This is a genomic window from Pseudomonas sp. NPDC087598, from assembly GCF_044743525.1.
Classification (GTDB): Bacteria; Pseudomonadota; Gammaproteobacteria; order Pseudomonadales; family Pseudomonadaceae; genus Aquipseudomonas.
The window spans coordinates 23,048-39,820 of sequence record NZ_JBIUWQ010000060.1 but is presented as its reverse complement, the minus strand read 5'-3'; the positions used below and the strand labels follow the sequence as shown (position 1 = coordinate 39,820).

The window sequence follows — 16,773 nt, the reverse complement described above, 5'->3', positions numbered from 1 at the left end:
GTCGGCGCTCCTGGCAGAGAGAATGCCTTGCAGGTTAACACCGACCCCTGTGGCGGGGGGGCGGTGTGGCGGGGGGGGGTTCAGCCGCCCCCACCACTTGGGGCGCGGAGCGGCCCCCCCGGGGCGCCCCCCCCACCCGGCCCCCCCGCGGCGATGGTGCTGGCTCTGGCCAGCACCATCGGCGCCGGCAACCCGCTGACCAGCGGCGACACCCCGCTGCTGACCTGCGACGTCTGGGAACACGCTTACTACATCGACTACCGCAACGTTCGTCCAAAGTATGTCGAAGCGTTCTGGAACCTGGTCAACTGGAAGTTCGTCGCTGAGCAGTTCGAAGGCAAAACCTTCACCGCTTAAGCTGCGCGCCAGACAAAAAACCCGGCTTATGCCGGGTTTTTTTATGCCTTTGATTCATGCAGGAGTTGCCGAAGGTTCGGGCCGCGATTGGACGATCTTTTGACGTTGATCGGGAAGAACAAGATCAAAAGATCGCAGCCTGCGGCAGCTCCTACGGTTGGATGGCGTTTATCACACATTAAAAGCAGCCTTACGCAGCTTGCCGCCGTGCCGCAGAGGGCTAACATCAAACAGAGGAAAATTTGTCTCGCAGCGCTCAAGTTGAGGACCGAAACTACCGACATAGTACAAATAGGGCTAATACTCCAGACAGCAGCATTTTGGCCAAGGCCACAGGCGAATTCTCTGCGGCCTGATTGTCCCTTTGACTGCCAACACGGGATTGCCAATACTCATGGCAAACTGACGCTACCCGCACGGAACAAGGAATAACCCTTTGAAGCTGGAACTCAAGAACAGCTTGTCGGTGAAGTTGCTCCGGGTCGTGCTCCTGTCGGCATTGATCGTCGGCGTGGTCTTGAGCTGTGCGCAGATTGTTTTCGACGCTTATAAAACCCGTCAGGCCGTAGCCAACGACGCTGAGCGCATCCTCGACATGTTCCGTGATCCCTCCACTCAGGCCGTCTACAGCCTTGACCGGGAGATGGGCATGCAAGTGATCGAAGGCCTGTTCCAGGACGACGCGGTGCGCCAGGCGTCCATCGGACATCCCAATGAAGCCATGCTCGCGCAGAAATCCCGCGACCTGCAGCATTCCAACAGCCGCTGGCTGACCGATCTGATTCTGGGTCAGGAGCGCACCTTCACCACACAACTGGTGGGTCGCGGCCCCTACAGCGAGTATTACGGCGACCTGAGCATCACCCTCGATACCGCCACCTATGGCGAGAGTTTTATCGTCAGTTCGGTGATCATTTTCATTTCCGGTGTACTTCGCGCTCTGGCGATGGGATTGGTGCTGTATCTGGTCTATCACTGGCTGTTGACCAAACCGCTGTCGCGGATCATCGAGCACCTGACCGAGATCAACCCGGATCGCCCCAGCGAACACAAGATTCCGCAGCTCAAAGGCCACGAAAAGAACGAACTGGGGATCTGGATCAACACCGCCAACCAGTTGCTCGAATCCATCGAACGCAACACCCATCTGCGCCACGAAGCGGAAAACAGCCTGCTGCGCATGGCCCAATACGACTTCCTCACCGGCCTGCCGAACCGTCAGCAACTGCAGCAGCAACTGGACAAAATTCTGGTGGACGCCGGCAAGCTGCAACGCCGGGTCGCGGTGCTGTGTGTAGGTCTGGATGATTTCAAAGGCATCAACGAGCAGTTCAGTTACCAGACCGGCGACCAATTGTTGCTGGCACTGGCCGATCGCTTGCGCGGCCACAGCGGCCGCCTCGGCGCCCTCGCCCGTCTCGGTGGCGACCAGTTCGCGCTGGTCCAGGCCGATATCGAACAGCCTTACGAAGCGGCGGAACTGGCGCAAAGCATTCTCGATGACCTGGAGGCGCCATTCGCTCTCGACCATCAGGAAATCCGTCTGCGCGCGACCATCGGCATCACCCTGTTCCCGGAGGATGGCGACAGCACCGAGAAGCTGTTGCAGAAAGCCGAGCAGACCATGACGCTGGCCAAGACTCGCTCACGCAATCGCTATCAGTTCTACATCGCCAGCGTCGACAGCGAGATGCGTCGCCGTCGTGAATTGGAGAAAGACCTGCGCGATGCGTTGCTGCGCGATCAGTTCTATCTGGTTTATCAGCCGCAGATCAGTTACCGCGACCATCGCGTGGTCGGCGTCGAGGCGCTGATTCGCTGGCAGCATCCGGAACACGGTCTGGTGCCGCCGGATCTTTTCATTCCACTGGCCGAGCAGAACGGCACGATCATCGCCATCGGCGAATGGGTGCTCGATCAGGCCTGCAAGCAATTGCGCGAGTGGCACGATCAGGGCTTCATCGATCTGCGCATGGCCGTCAATCTGTCGACCGTGCAACTGCACCACGCCGAACTGCCACGGGTGGTCAACAACCTGCTGCAGATGTACCGCCTGCCGCCGCGCAGTCTGGAACTGGAAGTGACCGAAACCGGCCTGATGGAAGACATCAGTACCGCCGCCCAGCATTTACTGAGCCTGCGCCGCTCCGGCGCGCTGATCGCCATCGACGATTTCGGCACCGGTTATTCATCACTCAGCTATCTGAAAAGCCTGCCGCTGGACAAGATCAAGATCGACAAGAGCTTCGTCCAGGATCTGCTGGATGACGACGACGATGCGACCATCGTTCGCGCGATCATTCAACTGGGCAAGAGTCTCGGCATGCAAGTGATTGCCGAGGGTGTGGAGACCGCTGAACAGGAGAGCTACATCATCTCCGAGGGTTGCCACGAAGGTCAGGGTTACCACTACAGCAAACCGCTGCCGGCGCGGGAGTTGAGCGTCTATCTCAAGCAGGCGCAGCGGAGTAATGCGGCCATTTTATAAAGACCCACGATCGTAGCCGATGGATTCACCACAATCCCCGCAGGCTGCGGTCTTTTGATCTGCACCAACACCTGCGCAAATAAGAAATATTTCCAGCCACAACCCTTTACACATAATGCGAAAGATTTGCATTATGTCGCAGTTTTGCGCACCCCGCGTGAGTCCATTCAATTACCGAAGCAGGATGTTCGCCATGATTCGTATGCCTCTGGCTACCGCCAGTCTGCTGGCCATCGCTATTTCCCTCGCCGGTTGCGGCGAAGGCAAAGACAAGGCTGCCGCCCCGGCCACGCCGACTCCAGCCGCCAGCACCGCCGCTCCTGCGGCCGCGCCAGCTGCTGCCGGTAAAGTCGACGAAGCCGCTGCCAAGGCAGTGGTCGCGCACTACGCCGACATGGTCTTCGCCGTTTACAGCGATGCCGAATCCACCGCGAAAACCCTGCAAACTGCCGTCGACGCATTCCTCGCCAAGCCGAACGCCGACACCCTGAAAGCCGCCAAGGCTGCCTGGGTTGCCGCTCGCGTGCCTTACCTGCAGAGCGAAGTGTTCCGCTTCGGCAACACCATCATCGACGATTGGGAAGGTCAGGTTAACGCCTGGCCACTGGACGAGGGTCTGATCGACTACGTCGACAAATCCTACGAGCACGCACTGGGTAACCCGGGCGCCACCGCCAACATTATCGCCAACACCGAAGTACAGGTCGGCGAAGACAAGGTCGACGTCAAAGACATCACCCCGGAAAAACTCGCCAGCCTCAACGAGCTGGGCGGTTCCGAAGCCAACGTCGCCACTGGCTACCACGCCATCGAATTCCTCCTGTGGGGCCAGGATCTGAACGGCACAGGCCCAGGCGCCGGCAACCGTCCTGCTTCCGACTACCTGGAAGGCGCCGGCGCCACTGGCGGCCACAACGACCGTCGTCGTGCCTACCTGAAAGCCGTGACCCAATTGCTGGTCAGCGACCTGGAAGAAATGGTCGGTAACTGGAAGCCGAACGTGGCTGACAACTACCGCGCCACCCTGGAAGCCGAGCCCGGCGAAACCGGTCTGCGCAAAATGCTCTTCGGCATGGGCAGCCTGTCCCTGGGCGAACTGGCGGGCGAGCGCATGAAGGTTTCCCTGGAAGCCAACTCCCCTGAAGACGAGCAGGATTGCTTCAGCGACAACACCCACAACTCGCACTTCTACGATGCCAAAGGCATCCGTAACGTTTACCTGGGCGAGTACACCCGCACCGACGGCACCAAAATGACCGGCGCCAGCCTGTCGTCGCTGGTGGCCAAGGCTGACCCGGCGGCCGACACCGCATTGAAAGCCGATCTGGCCGCGACCGAAGCGAAGATCCAGGTCATGGTCGATCACGCCAACAAGGGTGAGCACTACGACCAGTTGATCGCTGCCGGCAACACCGCTGGCAACCAGATCGTTCGCGACGCCATCGCCTCGCTGGTCAAGCAGACCGGTTCGATCGAAGCCGCTGCCGGCAAACTGGGCATCAGCGACCTGAACCCGGACAACGCTGATCACGAGTTCTGATCACAGCGTCCGCGTCAGAAAAAGGCGACCTTCGGGTCGCCTTTTTCATACCTGCCCGACACAAAGCCTGCTCCATGGTGTGATCGATATCAGGTGCACCACCAATCCCTGTGGGAGCGAGCCTGCTCGCGAAGGCGTCATCTGGCGCAACATCGTCAGCGCGGCAGACACCGCATTCGCGAGCAGGCTCGCTCCCACAGGGTTTGCATGAGCTTCAAGGCTTGCTCCATATCAAGCAAACGATAATTCCTCTTATTCAAACCCCCTCGCCCTGTTAGACTTTGCGCCTTCAAATTTGCCCGTCCGCAGGATGTCTGATGCCCTCGCTGCCTCTTCGCTTGTCCGCACTGTTTCTGGCCCTGAGCCTGAGTGCCTGCGATGACGCCCCGCGCTTCACCAAGGCCGAGCCCGGTGAAGCACGCTCGGGGGGCGCGGCGACCGTGCGCAAGACCGATCAGAACGCATTCTCCCTGCCCTCTGCCAACCTGCCGCCCTCACGTCGGGTGGATTTCAGCGTCGGCAACAGCTTTTTCCGCAGCCCGTGGGTGATCGCGCCGTCGACCACCACGGCTCGCGATGGCCTCGGCCCGCTGTTCAACACCAACGCCTGCCAGAACTGCCATATCAAGGATGGTCGCGGTCATCCGCCAACGCTGGACGCGGCCAACGCCGTATCGATGCTGGTGCGCCTGTCGATTCCCGATGCACCGGAATTCGCCAAACTCATCGAACAAGTGGGTGTTGTGCCAGAGCCTGTCTACGGCGGGCAGTTCCAGGACATGGCCGTGCCCGGCGTCGTTCCGGAAGGCAAGGTGCGCGTCGACTACACGCCGGTGCCGATCCGTTTCAAGGACGGCACTGAAGTCGAACTGCGCAAACCGGTGTTACAGATCACGCAACTGGGCTACGGACCGATGCACCCGGACACGCGTTTCTCGGCCCGTGTCGCCCCGCCAATGATCGGCCTCGGTTTGCTCGAAGCGATCCCCGAAGAGGCAATCCTCGCCAACGCCGCCGCACAGGCCAAAGACAAAAACGGCATCAACGGCCGGCCGAATCGGGTCTGGGATGACGCCTTGCAGCAAACCGTGATCGGTCGGTTTGGCTGGAAAGCCGGGCAACCGAACCTCAATCAACAAAATGTTCACGCGTTTTCTGGTGATATGGGCCTCACGACCAGCCTGAGACCGTTCGATGACTGCACCGACGCGCAAATCGCCTGCAAGCAGGCACCGAACGGCAATGGCCCGGACGGCGAACCGGAAGTCAGCGACAACATTTTGCGTCTGGTGCTGTTCTACAGCCGTAACCTCGCCGTGCCCGCGCGCCGAGGCGTTAACGATGAACAAGTGCTGGCCGGCAAGAACCTGTTTTTCCAGGCCGGCTGCCAATCGTGTCACACACCGAAATACACCACCGCCGCCAACGCGGCCGAACCTGAACTGGCCAATCAAGTGATTCGCCCGTACAGCGATCTGCTGCTGCACGACATGGGTGACGGTCTGGCCGACAACCGTACGGAATTTCAGGCCTCCGGCCGCGACTGGCGCACCCCGCCGTTGTGGGGGATCGGCCTGACACAAGCAGTCAGCGGTCACACCCAGTTTTTGCATGACGGCCGCGCACGCAATCTGCTCGAAGCGGTGCTCTGGCACGGCGGCGAAGCTGCAGCTGCGCAGCAACAGGTTTTAGCTTTCAATGCCGAGCAGCGTGCCGCGCTGCTGGCGTTTCTGAACTCACTTTAAATACTTAAAAGAATCGGGAGCCCGACATGTTCCGTCCCAAGTTGTTGTTCACCAGCCTTGCCGCGCTCGCCCTCGGCGCCTGCTCACCGCAGGACCCGCAAGCGGTCACTTCGGCGGCCATCGCCAAATCGGTGATCCTGCCGACCTACACCCGTTGGGTCGAGGCCGACAAGCAACTGGCCGTCAGCGCCCTCGCCTACTGCCAGGGCAAAGAAAACCTGGAAACCGCCCGCGCCGACTTCCTGCACGCGCAGAAAGCCTGGGCCGAGTTGCAACCGTTGCTGATCGGCCCGCTGGCCGAGGGCAACCGTTCGTGGCAGGTGCAGTTCTGGCCGGACAAGAAAAACCTCGTCGGCCGTCAGGTCGAGCAACTGGTCATCGCCCAGCCGCAGATCGATGCTGCTGCTCTGGCCAAATCCAGCGTGGTGGTTCAGGGCCTGTCGGCTTACGAATACATCCTCTTCGATGCCAAGCCTGATGTCGCCAACGCCGAACAGAAAGCCAAATACTGCCCGCTGCTGATCGCCATCGGCGAACGTCAGAAGCAACTGGCCGAGGAGATTCTGCAGAGCTGGAACAACAGCGATGGCATGCTCGCGCAAATGAGCAAATTCCCTAACCAGCGCTACGCGGATTCCCACGAAGCGATCGCCGATCTGCTGCGGGTACAGGTCACCGCACTGGACACCCTGAAGAAAAAGCTCGGCACGCCTATGGGCCGCCAGAGCAAGGGTGTGCCGCAGCCGTTCCAGGCCGATGCATGGCGCAGCCAGTCGTCGCTGACCGCACTGGAAGCCAGCCTTGCCGCTGCCAAAACCGTTTGGGAGGGCGTCGACAACAAAGGCCTGCGCGGTCTGTTGCCGGCTGAGCAAAAACCGCTGGCCGACAAGATCGATGCCGCTTATGCCGCCTCGTTGAAACTGTTCGACAGCACTCAGCGTTCGCTTGGCGAAATGCTCGAAGACGACGCCGGTCGCCAGCAACTCAACGACATCTACGACAGCCTCAACGTCGTCCATCGCCTGCACGAAGGCGAACTGGCCAAGGCGCTGGGCATTCAACTGGGCTTCAACGCCAACGACGGTGACTGATGAGGGCAAGTGCCATGCTGCGACGCCAGGCTCTGACTTTAGGTAGTTTGCTGCTGGGAGCAGTGACGCTGGGCGGCTGGACGCTGTTCAAACGCAAGGATCAGAGCCCGCTGTTGCTGTCAGCGCGCGACGATAGCGACGGCAAGCACTACGCCGTCGGTTATCGTCTGGACGGCACGCGGGTGTTCGCCACCGAAGTCGGCCAGCGCTGTCACGACATCATCAACCACCCGACGCTGTCGATTGCGCTGTTCGTCGCCCGCCGGCCGGGCACCGAGAGCTACCTGATCGACCTGCGTGACGGCACGTTGTTGCAGACCGTGACGTCGCAGCCGAACCGGCATTTCTATGGCCACGCGGTGATTCACAAGGATGGCGAGTACCTGTACGCCACCGAAAACGATACGACCGACCCCGGTCGTGGTTTGCTCGGCGTGTACAAGTTCGAAGGCGAACGGCTGGTGCACACGGGCGAGATTTCCACTCACGGTCTCGGCCCGCATCAGGTGTCATGGATGCCCGATGGCGAGACGCTGGTGGTGGCCAACGGCGGGATTCGTACCGAAGCGGAAAGCCGCGTCGACATGAACCTCAACGCCATGGAGCCGAGCCTGGTGCTGATGCAGCGCGACGGCACCTTGCTGAGCAAGGAAACTCTCGCCCAGCAGATGAACAGCGTGCGCCATCTGGGGATTGCCAGCGACGGCACCATCGTCGCCGGTCAGCAGTTCATGGGCGCGTCCCACGAACGTTCCGAATTGCTGGCGATCAAGCGTCCGGGTCAACCGTTCGTGGCGTTTCCGGTGCCGGAGCATCAGTTGCAGTCGATGGGGCATTACACCGCGAGTGTGGCGGTGCACAGCGATCTGCGTCTGGTGGCGCTGACGGCACCGCGTGGCAACCGTTTCTTCATCTGGGATCTGGACAGCGGCGAAGTGCGCCTCGATGCACCGCTGGCCGATTGCGCCGGTGTCGGTGCGGTGCAGGATGGTTTTGTCGTGACCTCCGGTCAGGGCCGCTGCCGCTACTACGATTGCCGTCAGGATGAACTGCTCGCCAAGCCGCTGGAACTGCCGGCGGGGCTCTGGGACAACCATCTGCATTTGATGGCATAACCACCTGTTCTGAGTACGACTCATAACCTGTGGCGAGGGGATTTATCCCCGATCGGCTGCGCAGCAGTCGCAAAACCATCGCACACGGTTCAATTGACAGACCGCGGTTGCAGGTTTTGGGGTGGCTTCGCCACCCATCGGGGATGAATCCCCTCACCACAGGTTTTGTGTTCAGACTTCTTCACTCCATCCTCCCCTGTAATAACTGCCAGTTGGAATACCCCCTGCACTCGGAGTAATGTGCCCGCCTGTCTCACCTGATTTATCCAAGGAACTGGAAATATGCTGCGTCGCCGCATGCTGATCATGTTGGGTGTTGTGTTGCTGATCGTCCTGGTGCTGGGCGGGTACAAAGCCTTTTCGATCTATACGATGATCCAGGGCTTTTCCAAACCGAAACCGCCGATCAGCGTTGCCGTGGCCAATGCCACCGAGCGCCCGTGGCAGATGCGTTTGCCCACCGTCGGTACGCTCAAGGCACTGCAAGGCGTCGAGCTGAGTCTGGAAGTCGCCGGCACCGTCACCGAGCTCAAGTTCGAATCAGGACAGAAGGTCAAGGCCGGGCAACCGTTGCTGCAACTCGACAGTGCCGTCGAAACGGCCCTGCTGGAAACCGCCAAGGCTGACCTTGGCCTGGCGCAACTGGACTTCGGCCGTGGAGCCCAGCTGGTCGACAGCCGCGCCATCTCCAAAGGCGAGTACGACCGGCTCTCCGCCGTTCTGCAAAAGAACCGGGCCACAGTCAATCAGCTCAATGCCTCACTGGCGAAAAAACGCATCCTCGCGCCATTCAGCGGCACCATCGGCATCCGTCAGGTCGACGTCGGCGACTATCTCGCCAGCGGCACCAAAATCGCTACGTTGCAGGACCTGAGCAGCCTCTACGCCGACTTTTACCTGCCTGAACAATCGGTGCCGAAACTCGCCATCGGCCAACCGGTTCAGATCACAGTCGCCGCGTATCCCAAGCAGAATTTCGCCGGCAAGATCAGTGCGATCAATCCCATCGTCGAAAGCACCACACGCAACATTCTGGTGCGCGCCACCCTCGCCAACCCTGACGGCAAACTGCTGCCGGGCATGTTCGCCAGCCTCGACGTGCTGCTGCCGGATCCGCAACTGCATGTGGTGGTGCCGGAAAGCGCGATCACCTACACCCTCTACGGCAATTCGCTGTACGTGGTCGGGCAGAAGAAAGCCGAGGACGGCAGCGTCGAAAAAGACGACAAGGGCCAACCGGTGCTGATCGCCGAGCGGCGCTTCATCGAAACAGGTGAGCGCCGCGATGGCCTGGTGATGATCAACAAGGGCGTGCAGAGCGGCGAAACAGTGGTGACGGCCGGCCAGATCAAACTGGACAACGGCGCCCACATTGCCATCAGCGACGACAAGACCCTCGGCGAGCAGAACAGTCCGCCCCGCGCCGCCTGATCAAGGACTCCCCATGGCTTTTACTGATCCGTTCATCCGCCGCCCGGTGCTCGCCACCGTGGTCAGCCTGTTGATTGTGCTGTTGGGCTTTCAGGCCTGGAGCAAGTTGCCGCTGCGCCAGTACCCGCAAATGGAAAACGCCCTGATCACCGTGACCACGGCGTACCCCGGGGCCAACGCCGAGACCATTCAGGGCTACATCACCCAGCCGATGCAACAGAGTCTGGCCAGCGCCGAGGGTATCGACTACATGACCTCGGTCAGTCGGCAGAACTTCTCGACGATTTCGATCTACGCACGCATCGGCTCCAACACTGATCGCTTGTTCACCGAACTGCTGGCCAAGGCCAACGAGGTGAAGAACAAACTGCCGCAAGACGCCGAAGACCCGGTACTGAGCAAGGAATCCGCCGACGCTTCGGCACTGATGTACATCAGTTTCTTCAGCAAGGACTTGAGCAATCCGCAGATCACCGACTACCTGTCACGGGTGATCCAGCCAAAACTGGCGACCCTGCCGGGCATGGCCGAGGCGGAGATTCTCGGTAACCAGGTATTCGCCATGCGCCTGTGGCTCGACCCGGTGAAACTCGCCGGTTTCGGTCTCAGCGCCACCGACGTGACCAACGCGGTGCGCCAGTACAACTTCCTCTCCGCCGCCGGCGAAGTGAAAGGCGAGTACGTCGTCACCAGCATCAACGCCAACACCGAACTGAAATCCGCCGAGGCTTTCGCGGCGATTCCGCTCAAGGTCAGTGGCGACAGCCGCGTGTTGCTCAGCGATGTCGCACGGGTGGAAATGGGCGCGGAAAACTACGACTCGATCAGCTCGTTCGGCGGCACGCCATCGGTGTACATCGGCATCAAGGCCACGCCGGGGGCCAACCCGCTGGATGTGATCAGAGAAGTGCGCAAACTGATGCCGGAGCTGGAGGCGCAACTGCCGCCCAACCTCAAGAGCGAGATCGCCTACGACGCCACGCTGTTCATTCAGGCATCCATCGACGAAGTGGTGAAAACCCTGTTCGAAGCCGTGTTGATCGTGATCGTCGTGGTGTTCCTGTTCCTCGGCGCGCTGCGCTCGGTGGTGATCCCGGTGGTGACCATTCCGCTGTCGATGATCGGCGTGATGTTCTTCATGCAGATGATGGGCTACTCGATCAACCTGCTGACCTTGCTGGCGATGGTATTGGCAATCGGCCTGGTGGTGGACGATGCGATTGTCGTGGTGGAGAACATTCACCGCCATATCGAGGAAGGCAAGACGCCCTTCGACGCGGCGCTTGAGGGTGCTCGGGAAATCGCCATGCCGGTGGTGTCGATGACCATCACCCTGGCGGCTGTTTACGCACCGATCGGTTTCCTCACCGGGCTGACCGGTGCACTGTTCAAGGAATTCGCATTGACCCTGGCCGGCGCCGTGGTGATTTCCGGGGTCGTTGCGCTGACGCTGTCGCCGATGATGTGCGCCTTTTTGCTGCGTCACGAAGAGAATCCCAGCGGCCTGGCGCATCGCCTCGACCGTATCTTCGACAGCCTCAAACGCCGCTACCAAAGCATGCTGCACGGCACGCTGAACACCCGGCCGGTGGTGCTGGTATTCGCCGTGATCGTGTTGTGCCTGATCCCGGTGTTCCTCAAGTTCACCAAATCGGAACTGGCGCCGGACGAAGACCAGGGCATCATTTTCATGATGGCCACCGCCCCGCAACCGACCAACCTCGATTACCTGAGTACCTACACCGACGAGTTCATCAAGATCTTCAAGGAGTTTCCGGAGTACTACTCCTCGTTCCAGATCAACGGCTACAACGGTGTGCAGGCGGGGATTGGCGGTTTCCTGCTGAAACCGTGGAACGAGCGCAGCCGCACGCAGATGCAAATCCTTCCCGAGGTGCAAGGCAAACTGGGCGCCATCCCGGGCTTGCAGATTTTTGGTTTCAACCTGCCCTCCCTGCCGGGCACTGGTGAGGGTTTGCCGTTCGAATTCGTGGTCAACACCGCCAACGATTACGAATTGCTGCTGCAAGTCGCCGACCGGATCAAGAAACGCGCCATGGAGTCGGGCAAGTTCGCCTTCGTCGACCTCGATCTGGCCTTCGACAAACCGGAGGTGGTGGTCGACATCGACCGCGCCAAAGCCGCGCAGATGGGCGTGTCGATGCAGGACCTCGGCGGCACCCTCGCCACGCTGCTGGGCGAGGCGGAAATCAACCGTTTCACCATCGAAGGGCGCAGTTACAAGGTCATCGCTCAGGTTGAACGGCCGTATCGCGACAATCCAGGCTGGCTGAACAACTACTACGTCAAGAATACCCAGGGTGAGTTGCTGCCACTGTCGACGCTGATCAAGGTCAGCGACCGCGCACGACCGAGGCAGCTCAACCAGTTCCAGCAACTCAATGCGGCGAAGATCTCCGGTTTCCCATTGGTGAGCATGGGTGAAGCGATCGATACCGTGTTGCAGATTGCCCGGGAAGAAGCGCCCGCCGGTTTTGCTTTCGACTACGGCGGTGCGTCGCGCCAGTTTGTGCAGGAAGGCAGCGCCTTGTGGGTGACCTTCGCCTTGGCGCTGGCAATCATTTTCCTGGTGCTGGCGGCGCAGTTCGAAAGTTTCCGCGATCCGCTGGTGATTCTGGTGACGGTGCCCCTGTCGATCTGCGGCGCGCTGATTCCGCTGTTCCTCGGCTGGTCGAGCATGAACATCTACACCCAGGTCGGGCTGGTGACGCTGATCGGCTTGATCAGCAAGCACGGGATTCTGATCGTCGAATTCGCCAACCAGCTACGCAAGGACAAAGGCCTCAGCGCCCGTGAGGCCGTGGAAGAAGCGGCCGCCATTCGTTTGCGCCCGGTGCTGATGACCACCGCGGCGATGGTATTCGGCATGGTGCCGCTGATTCTGGCAACCGGTGCGGGGGCGGTGAGCCGGTTTGATATCGGCACGGTGATCGCCACGGGGATGTCGATCGGTACGTTGTTCACGCTGTTTGTGCTGCCCTGCATCTACACCCTGCTGGCAAAACCGGATCCCAAACCAAGCGCGTAACCCCCTACACGGGATCTGTGTCGTCTCGGGCATAAAAAAAGGCCTCGCATCTGCGAGGCCTTTTATGTGGGCTTCAATCGGTTCAACTCTGCGGCCTCATGCCTTGGGAAAGTCCGAACATGAACAACAACAAATCATGGTCGGGTTTGGTCGCCACGGAGGCTTTCGCCACCCGTGGTACCGCGCAGTGAGCATCGTCAACGGACGCGCCAACAACCTGCATGCGGGGCTGCTCCCAGGCAGCCACCGCCAGTGAAGCAACTGCCAAGGCCCCTACCAGGAACAAACCTCGTGCAATTTCGAGTTTCATCGCTATAAACCTTTGATAGCGCTGCCAAACGCCGTCTCATAAAAATAGACGAGTTTCTTCCAGTCCGCGTCGCGGAACGACGAATGGCGGCGCAATTGTTTCATGTCATGGGAGGCGGCGCGATAAGCGGTCAGACGCTGGCGGCATTTCTCCAGATCGATCAATGCCACTTCGACTTTCGCCGATTCACCTTCGCCCGTCACCCGTACGAAAACGTGTTTGATGTAGATGCAGCTGTGTTGCCAGCGGCCCTTGTGCATACGCGCCAGGTTTTCGGCGAGATCCTTGAGCACGCGCTCATAGATCACATCACCGCACTGATCGCGACCACCGGCAGCCGCCAGCCAATGCTCCAGTTCCTGGAAACCGTCCAGGGACTTGGTTACCAACAGCGCGCGCCACTTGTGCTGCGGATCAGGCTGGGCGCCGCAGAAAACGATTTGCGGAACACGCACGCCGAGTTTGCTGACGCCGGTCAGGGCATCAAGTTCGCGCAGCACGGTCGGACGGCCGAACGGGTGCAGCCAGCTACGGTAAATATGTCCAGTCTGGCGTTTCGCATACAGCAGTTGGCCATCCCGGCCGACGATCCGTTGCACACCACTTTCACCACCACGGCGCACATTGGGTTCTTCCACCCACTCACCGCGCTGACTCCAGTAATAGTCAAAACGGTCCTGTGGAGCGACATCCGTTTCTGCTGCAAATTGCACTGCCATCCTGTTACCTCTTGCGTAATACGTAAACCCGCCACATCGCATAGAGCGGAATAAAGTCCAGTTGTTCCTGAATGCGGAAACCCGCCTGTTCAAATTCTTTTTCGACCGTAGCAACCGGTAACACAAAGCGATTCTGGTAGTCGCGGTTGGGACGATCCTGCTCAGCACGCTTGCGTTTCCAGGCCTTGAAATTGCCGTCGACCCACAATGAAACGATCACGCTGTCCCGGGTGACGCGCTCGAATTCGCGCAAAATCGCCCGGCGGTGCTCGGCTTCACCGATGTGATGCAGCAGCCGCATGCAAAAAATGCTGTCGACGGCGTTATCCGGCAAAGCAATGTCGAACGCAGATGTGTGCAAGGGTTGTACCCGTTTGACCACATCGGCCGGTTGAGCTTGCAGTGCCGTCTTGATCATCGATTCGGAGTTATCCGCACCGATGATCACCCGGTTGTGCTTTTCCGCCAGCAATGGCCAGAAGCGTCCGGCACCGCAGGGCAAGTCCAGCACCAGACCGGGTTCACCGGCGAGTGTCAGAGCCTTGCGGGCCAACTGTTCGTCACGCCAGTGGGACAGGCGACGACCAAGACTTTCTTTGTGTTTACGCAAATATTTCTGCGCGTGTTGATCGTCGTACTTTTCGGAAAAATCGAGCTTGATCGGGCCGGCCATCACCAGGACTCCTGAATTACTGATGGCCCCACCTTAAGGAGCGGCGTGTCAGCGTCAGGTCATCCAGTTGTGAAAAAAACGTCAGGTAAACCGGCAAAGTATTACAGCGTTATACAGGATTTAGACAGGTTGGCGGGAGTAGCATGGAGCCACTATTTGCGCTCGATAATGCCAAGATCCACTTCGAAGCGGCAGCCATTGGGCTTCATTGTGCTCAAGGTAACCGTCCAGCCCTGGTTCTCGCAGATGCGCTGCACCAGCGACAAGCCGAGACCCAGACCTTCTCCGCGCTTTTCACTGCCACGCACGAAAGGCTCGAACATCGCCTCGCGTTTCTCCTCGGGAATCCCCACACCGGAATCCTCGACCACAAAGCCGTTGGCAGTCAGCGTCAGACGAATGAAACCCTGCTCGGTGTAATGGCAGGCATTACGCAGCAGGTTGCCCATCACCGCCGTCAGCAACGTTGCGTTGTAACAGTCAGCGGGAGGATTGCCGGGCTCGAACTGCAAGGTCAGGCCTTTGCTTTCGATCGGTTCGCGCCATACGCACAGCAGGCTGTCCGCCACTTGCGCAAGATTCTGTTGCGGCGCCGAACCGGCGTCTTCGCGCTGGGCACGCGCAAGCATCAGGAAGGTTTGCACCAGCTCACGCATTTCCTCACTGGCGCGAGCAATGCGCTCGACCTGCGAGCGACCGCGTTGGTCGATCGCGGCGTTCTCGAGCAGCAACTCGCAAGAGCTCGCCAAGACCATCAGCGGTGTGCGTAATTCGTGGCTGACATCACTGGTAAACAAACGCTCACGGGTCAGGGCTTGGCGTAACCGTCCTAACGTGGCGTCAAACGCCACCGCTAGTTCGCCAACTTCGTCAGCCGCGTAATCCGGTGCCAGCGGTGGCGCCAGCCCGAGCAACTGATCGCGATGACGTACCTGCCGCGCCAACCGCACCACCGGCGCCATCACTTTGCGCGCGAGCACCCAGCCGAGGAATACCGCCAAGGCCAGACTGAGCACGAAACCCACCAGCACCACGGCAAACAGCACACGCTCGCGCTCTTCGAAATCGCTTTGATCCTGCAGCAACACATAGCGCCGACCATCGACGATTTCGACCATCGCGTGATACGACAACTGCTCACGGAAGACTTCGTGGAAACCGGAGTCGAGGTGGCGCAAATCTTTCGGCAGTTCGAAATCACCGGGGCCGCCGCTGAAGTAAAACAGCTGATCGGGCTCCGGACGATGGCTCCAGTCGGAGACATTGTCCATCAACAACAGGCGCTGCAAATCACCACCCAGCCCTGCCGAAATCAGTTTTTCCTCGACCAGGTGCACCGTTGCGACAATGCCCATCGCGAACGCCCCGGCCACCAGCGCGCTCATCAACGCAAAGGCAATGATGATCCGCTGGGAAAGGCTTTGCTTAAACTCCATCACGCCCCTCGGCCAAGCGATAACCGACGCCGTGCACGGTGTGCAGCAAGGGTTTGGCAAACGGTTTGTCGATCACCTGACGCAACTGGTGAACGTGGCTGCGCAGGCTGTCGCTGTCCGGGCAGTCATCGCCCCACAGCGCCTCTTCGAGAATTTCCCGGCGCAGTACGTGCGGGCTCTTCTGCATCAACACCGCCAGCAACTTCAGGCCGACCGGGTTGAGTTTGAGAAACTTGCCCTCGCGGGTCACTTCGAGAGTGTCGAGGTCGTAGTTCAGGTCACCGACCTGCAACGCCCGACGGCCGCCGCCCTGGGTACGGCGCATGACGGCTTCGACTCGCGCAGCCAGTTCGGACAAGGCGAACGGTTTGACCAGATAATCGTCGGCTCCGGACTTGAAACCCTGCAAACGGTCGTCAAGTTGATCGCGAGCGGTGAGCATGATCACCGGGGTGTCGCGGCGGGCATCTTCGCGCAAGCGTTTACACAGGGTGTAGCCGTCGATGCCGGGCAACATGATGTCGAGCACGATCAGGTCGTAATGCTCGGTGGCCGCCAGATGCAGGCCTGACAGACCGTCCTGGGCGCAATCGACGGTGTAACCCTTCAGCCCCAGGTAATCGGCCAGATTGGCCAGGATATCGCGGTTGTCTTCGACCAATAAAATTCGCATGGGCACCTCCTCCGTACACAGTAACGGCCGTCATGGCCCGCGCAGCTTACGACCAGATTCAGCTCAGAGCTAGGGCTGAAAGCCTCGTAAATCAACTCTCTCAACCAAATTCACGCCTTAACAAGTTTTTCACTATCGGTTCACAA

12 protein-coding genes and 1 pseudogene are annotated in these 16,773 nt (G+C 59.9%); 8 read left to right on the top strand and 5 right to left on the bottom strand.

From position 1 onward, the window contains the following. Positions 1-159: 159 nt before the first annotated feature. The 8 genes and pseudogenes from ACIOWE_RS24945 to ACIOWE_RS24910 form a co-directional block, all read left to right on the top strand. Positions 160-357, top strand: a pseudogene (locus ACIOWE_RS24945) (superoxide dismutase); the annotation flags it as partial. Between the two features lie 436 nt (positions 358-793). Continuing rightward, complete coding sequence (locus ACIOWE_RS24940) at positions 794-2,845, top strand: bifunctional diguanylate cyclase/phosphodiesterase (protein WP_201236998.1); 2,052 nt, start codon at positions 794-796, stop codon at positions 2,843-2,845. Positions 2,846-3,038: 193 nt separating this feature from the next. Continuing rightward, positions 3,039-4,385, top strand: a complete 1,347-nt coding sequence (locus ACIOWE_RS24935; protein WP_201236997.1) for an imelysin family protein — start codon at positions 3,039-3,041, stop codon at positions 4,383-4,385. 317 nt (positions 4,386-4,702) lie between these two features. Beyond that, positions 4,703-6,130: a di-heme oxidoredictase family protein gene (locus ACIOWE_RS24930; RefSeq protein ID WP_401397039.1), complete on the top strand. Its 1,428-nt coding sequence runs from the start codon at positions 4,703-4,705 to the stop codon at positions 6,128-6,130. A gap of 26 nt (positions 6,131-6,156) precedes the next feature. Next, positions 6,157-7,221: an imelysin family protein gene (locus tag ACIOWE_RS24925; protein ID WP_401397036.1), complete on the top strand. Its 1,065-nt coding sequence runs from the start codon at positions 6,157-6,159 to the stop codon at positions 7,219-7,221. A gap of 14 nt (positions 7,222-7,235) precedes the next feature. Further along, the gene (locus ACIOWE_RS24920) at positions 7,236-8,336 is read left to right on the top strand and encodes a DUF1513 domain-containing protein (RefSeq protein WP_401397033.1); all 1,101 of its coding nucleotides are present in this window, start codon (positions 7,236-7,238) and stop codon (positions 8,334-8,336) included. A gap of 282 nt (positions 8,337-8,618) precedes the next feature. After that, positions 8,619-9,767 carry an efflux RND transporter periplasmic adaptor subunit gene (locus tag ACIOWE_RS24915; protein WP_401397030.1) on the top strand — a complete coding sequence of 383 codons (1,149 nt, stop codon included), beginning with the start codon at positions 8,619-8,621 and terminating at the stop codon, positions 9,765-9,767. 13 nt (positions 9,768-9,780) lie between these two features. After that, positions 9,781-12,816, top strand: coding sequence for a multidrug efflux RND transporter permease subunit (locus ACIOWE_RS24910; RefSeq protein ID WP_401397028.1), 3,036 nt, complete (start codon positions 9,781-9,783; stop codon positions 12,814-12,816). Positions 12,817-12,898: 82 nt separating this feature from the next. Here ACIOWE_RS24910 and ACIOWE_RS24905 read toward each other — a convergent pair whose 3' ends face one another. The 5 genes from ACIOWE_RS24905 to ACIOWE_RS24885 all read right to left on the bottom strand — a co-directional run bounded on the left by ACIOWE_RS24905 (position 12,899) and on the right by ACIOWE_RS24885 (position 16,627). Beyond that, positions 12,899-13,126 (bottom strand): hypothetical protein, encoded by a 228-nt coding sequence (locus tag ACIOWE_RS24905; RefSeq protein ID WP_034153490.1) that lies wholly within the window; start codon positions 13,124-13,126, stop codon positions 12,899-12,901. A 2-nt stretch (positions 13,127-13,128) separates the two neighbouring features. Further along, a complete protein-coding gene (locus ACIOWE_RS24900; RefSeq protein WP_401397025.1) occupies positions 13,129-13,845 on the bottom strand; it encodes a lipopolysaccharide kinase InaA family protein in 717 nt (238 codons plus the stop codon). A 4-nt stretch (positions 13,846-13,849) separates the two neighbouring features. Continuing rightward, on the bottom strand, positions 13,850-14,518 hold the full coding sequence (locus ACIOWE_RS24895; protein ID WP_103305502.1) for a class I SAM-dependent methyltransferase: 669 nt from the start codon (positions 14,516-14,518) through the stop codon (positions 13,850-13,852). Between the two features lie 152 nt (positions 14,519-14,670). Further along, positions 14,671-15,954, bottom strand: coding sequence for a HAMP domain-containing sensor histidine kinase (locus tag ACIOWE_RS24890; protein ID WP_201236989.1), 1,284 nt, complete (start codon positions 15,952-15,954; stop codon positions 14,671-14,673). Further along, the gene (locus ACIOWE_RS24885; protein ID WP_201236988.1) at positions 15,944-16,627 is read right to left on the bottom strand and encodes a response regulator transcription factor; all 684 of its coding nucleotides are present in this window, start codon (positions 16,625-16,627) and stop codon (positions 15,944-15,946) included. Before ACIOWE_RS24885 ends, ACIOWE_RS24890 begins: the two co-directional genes overlap by 11 nt. Positions 16,628-16,773 lie beyond the last annotated feature (146 nt).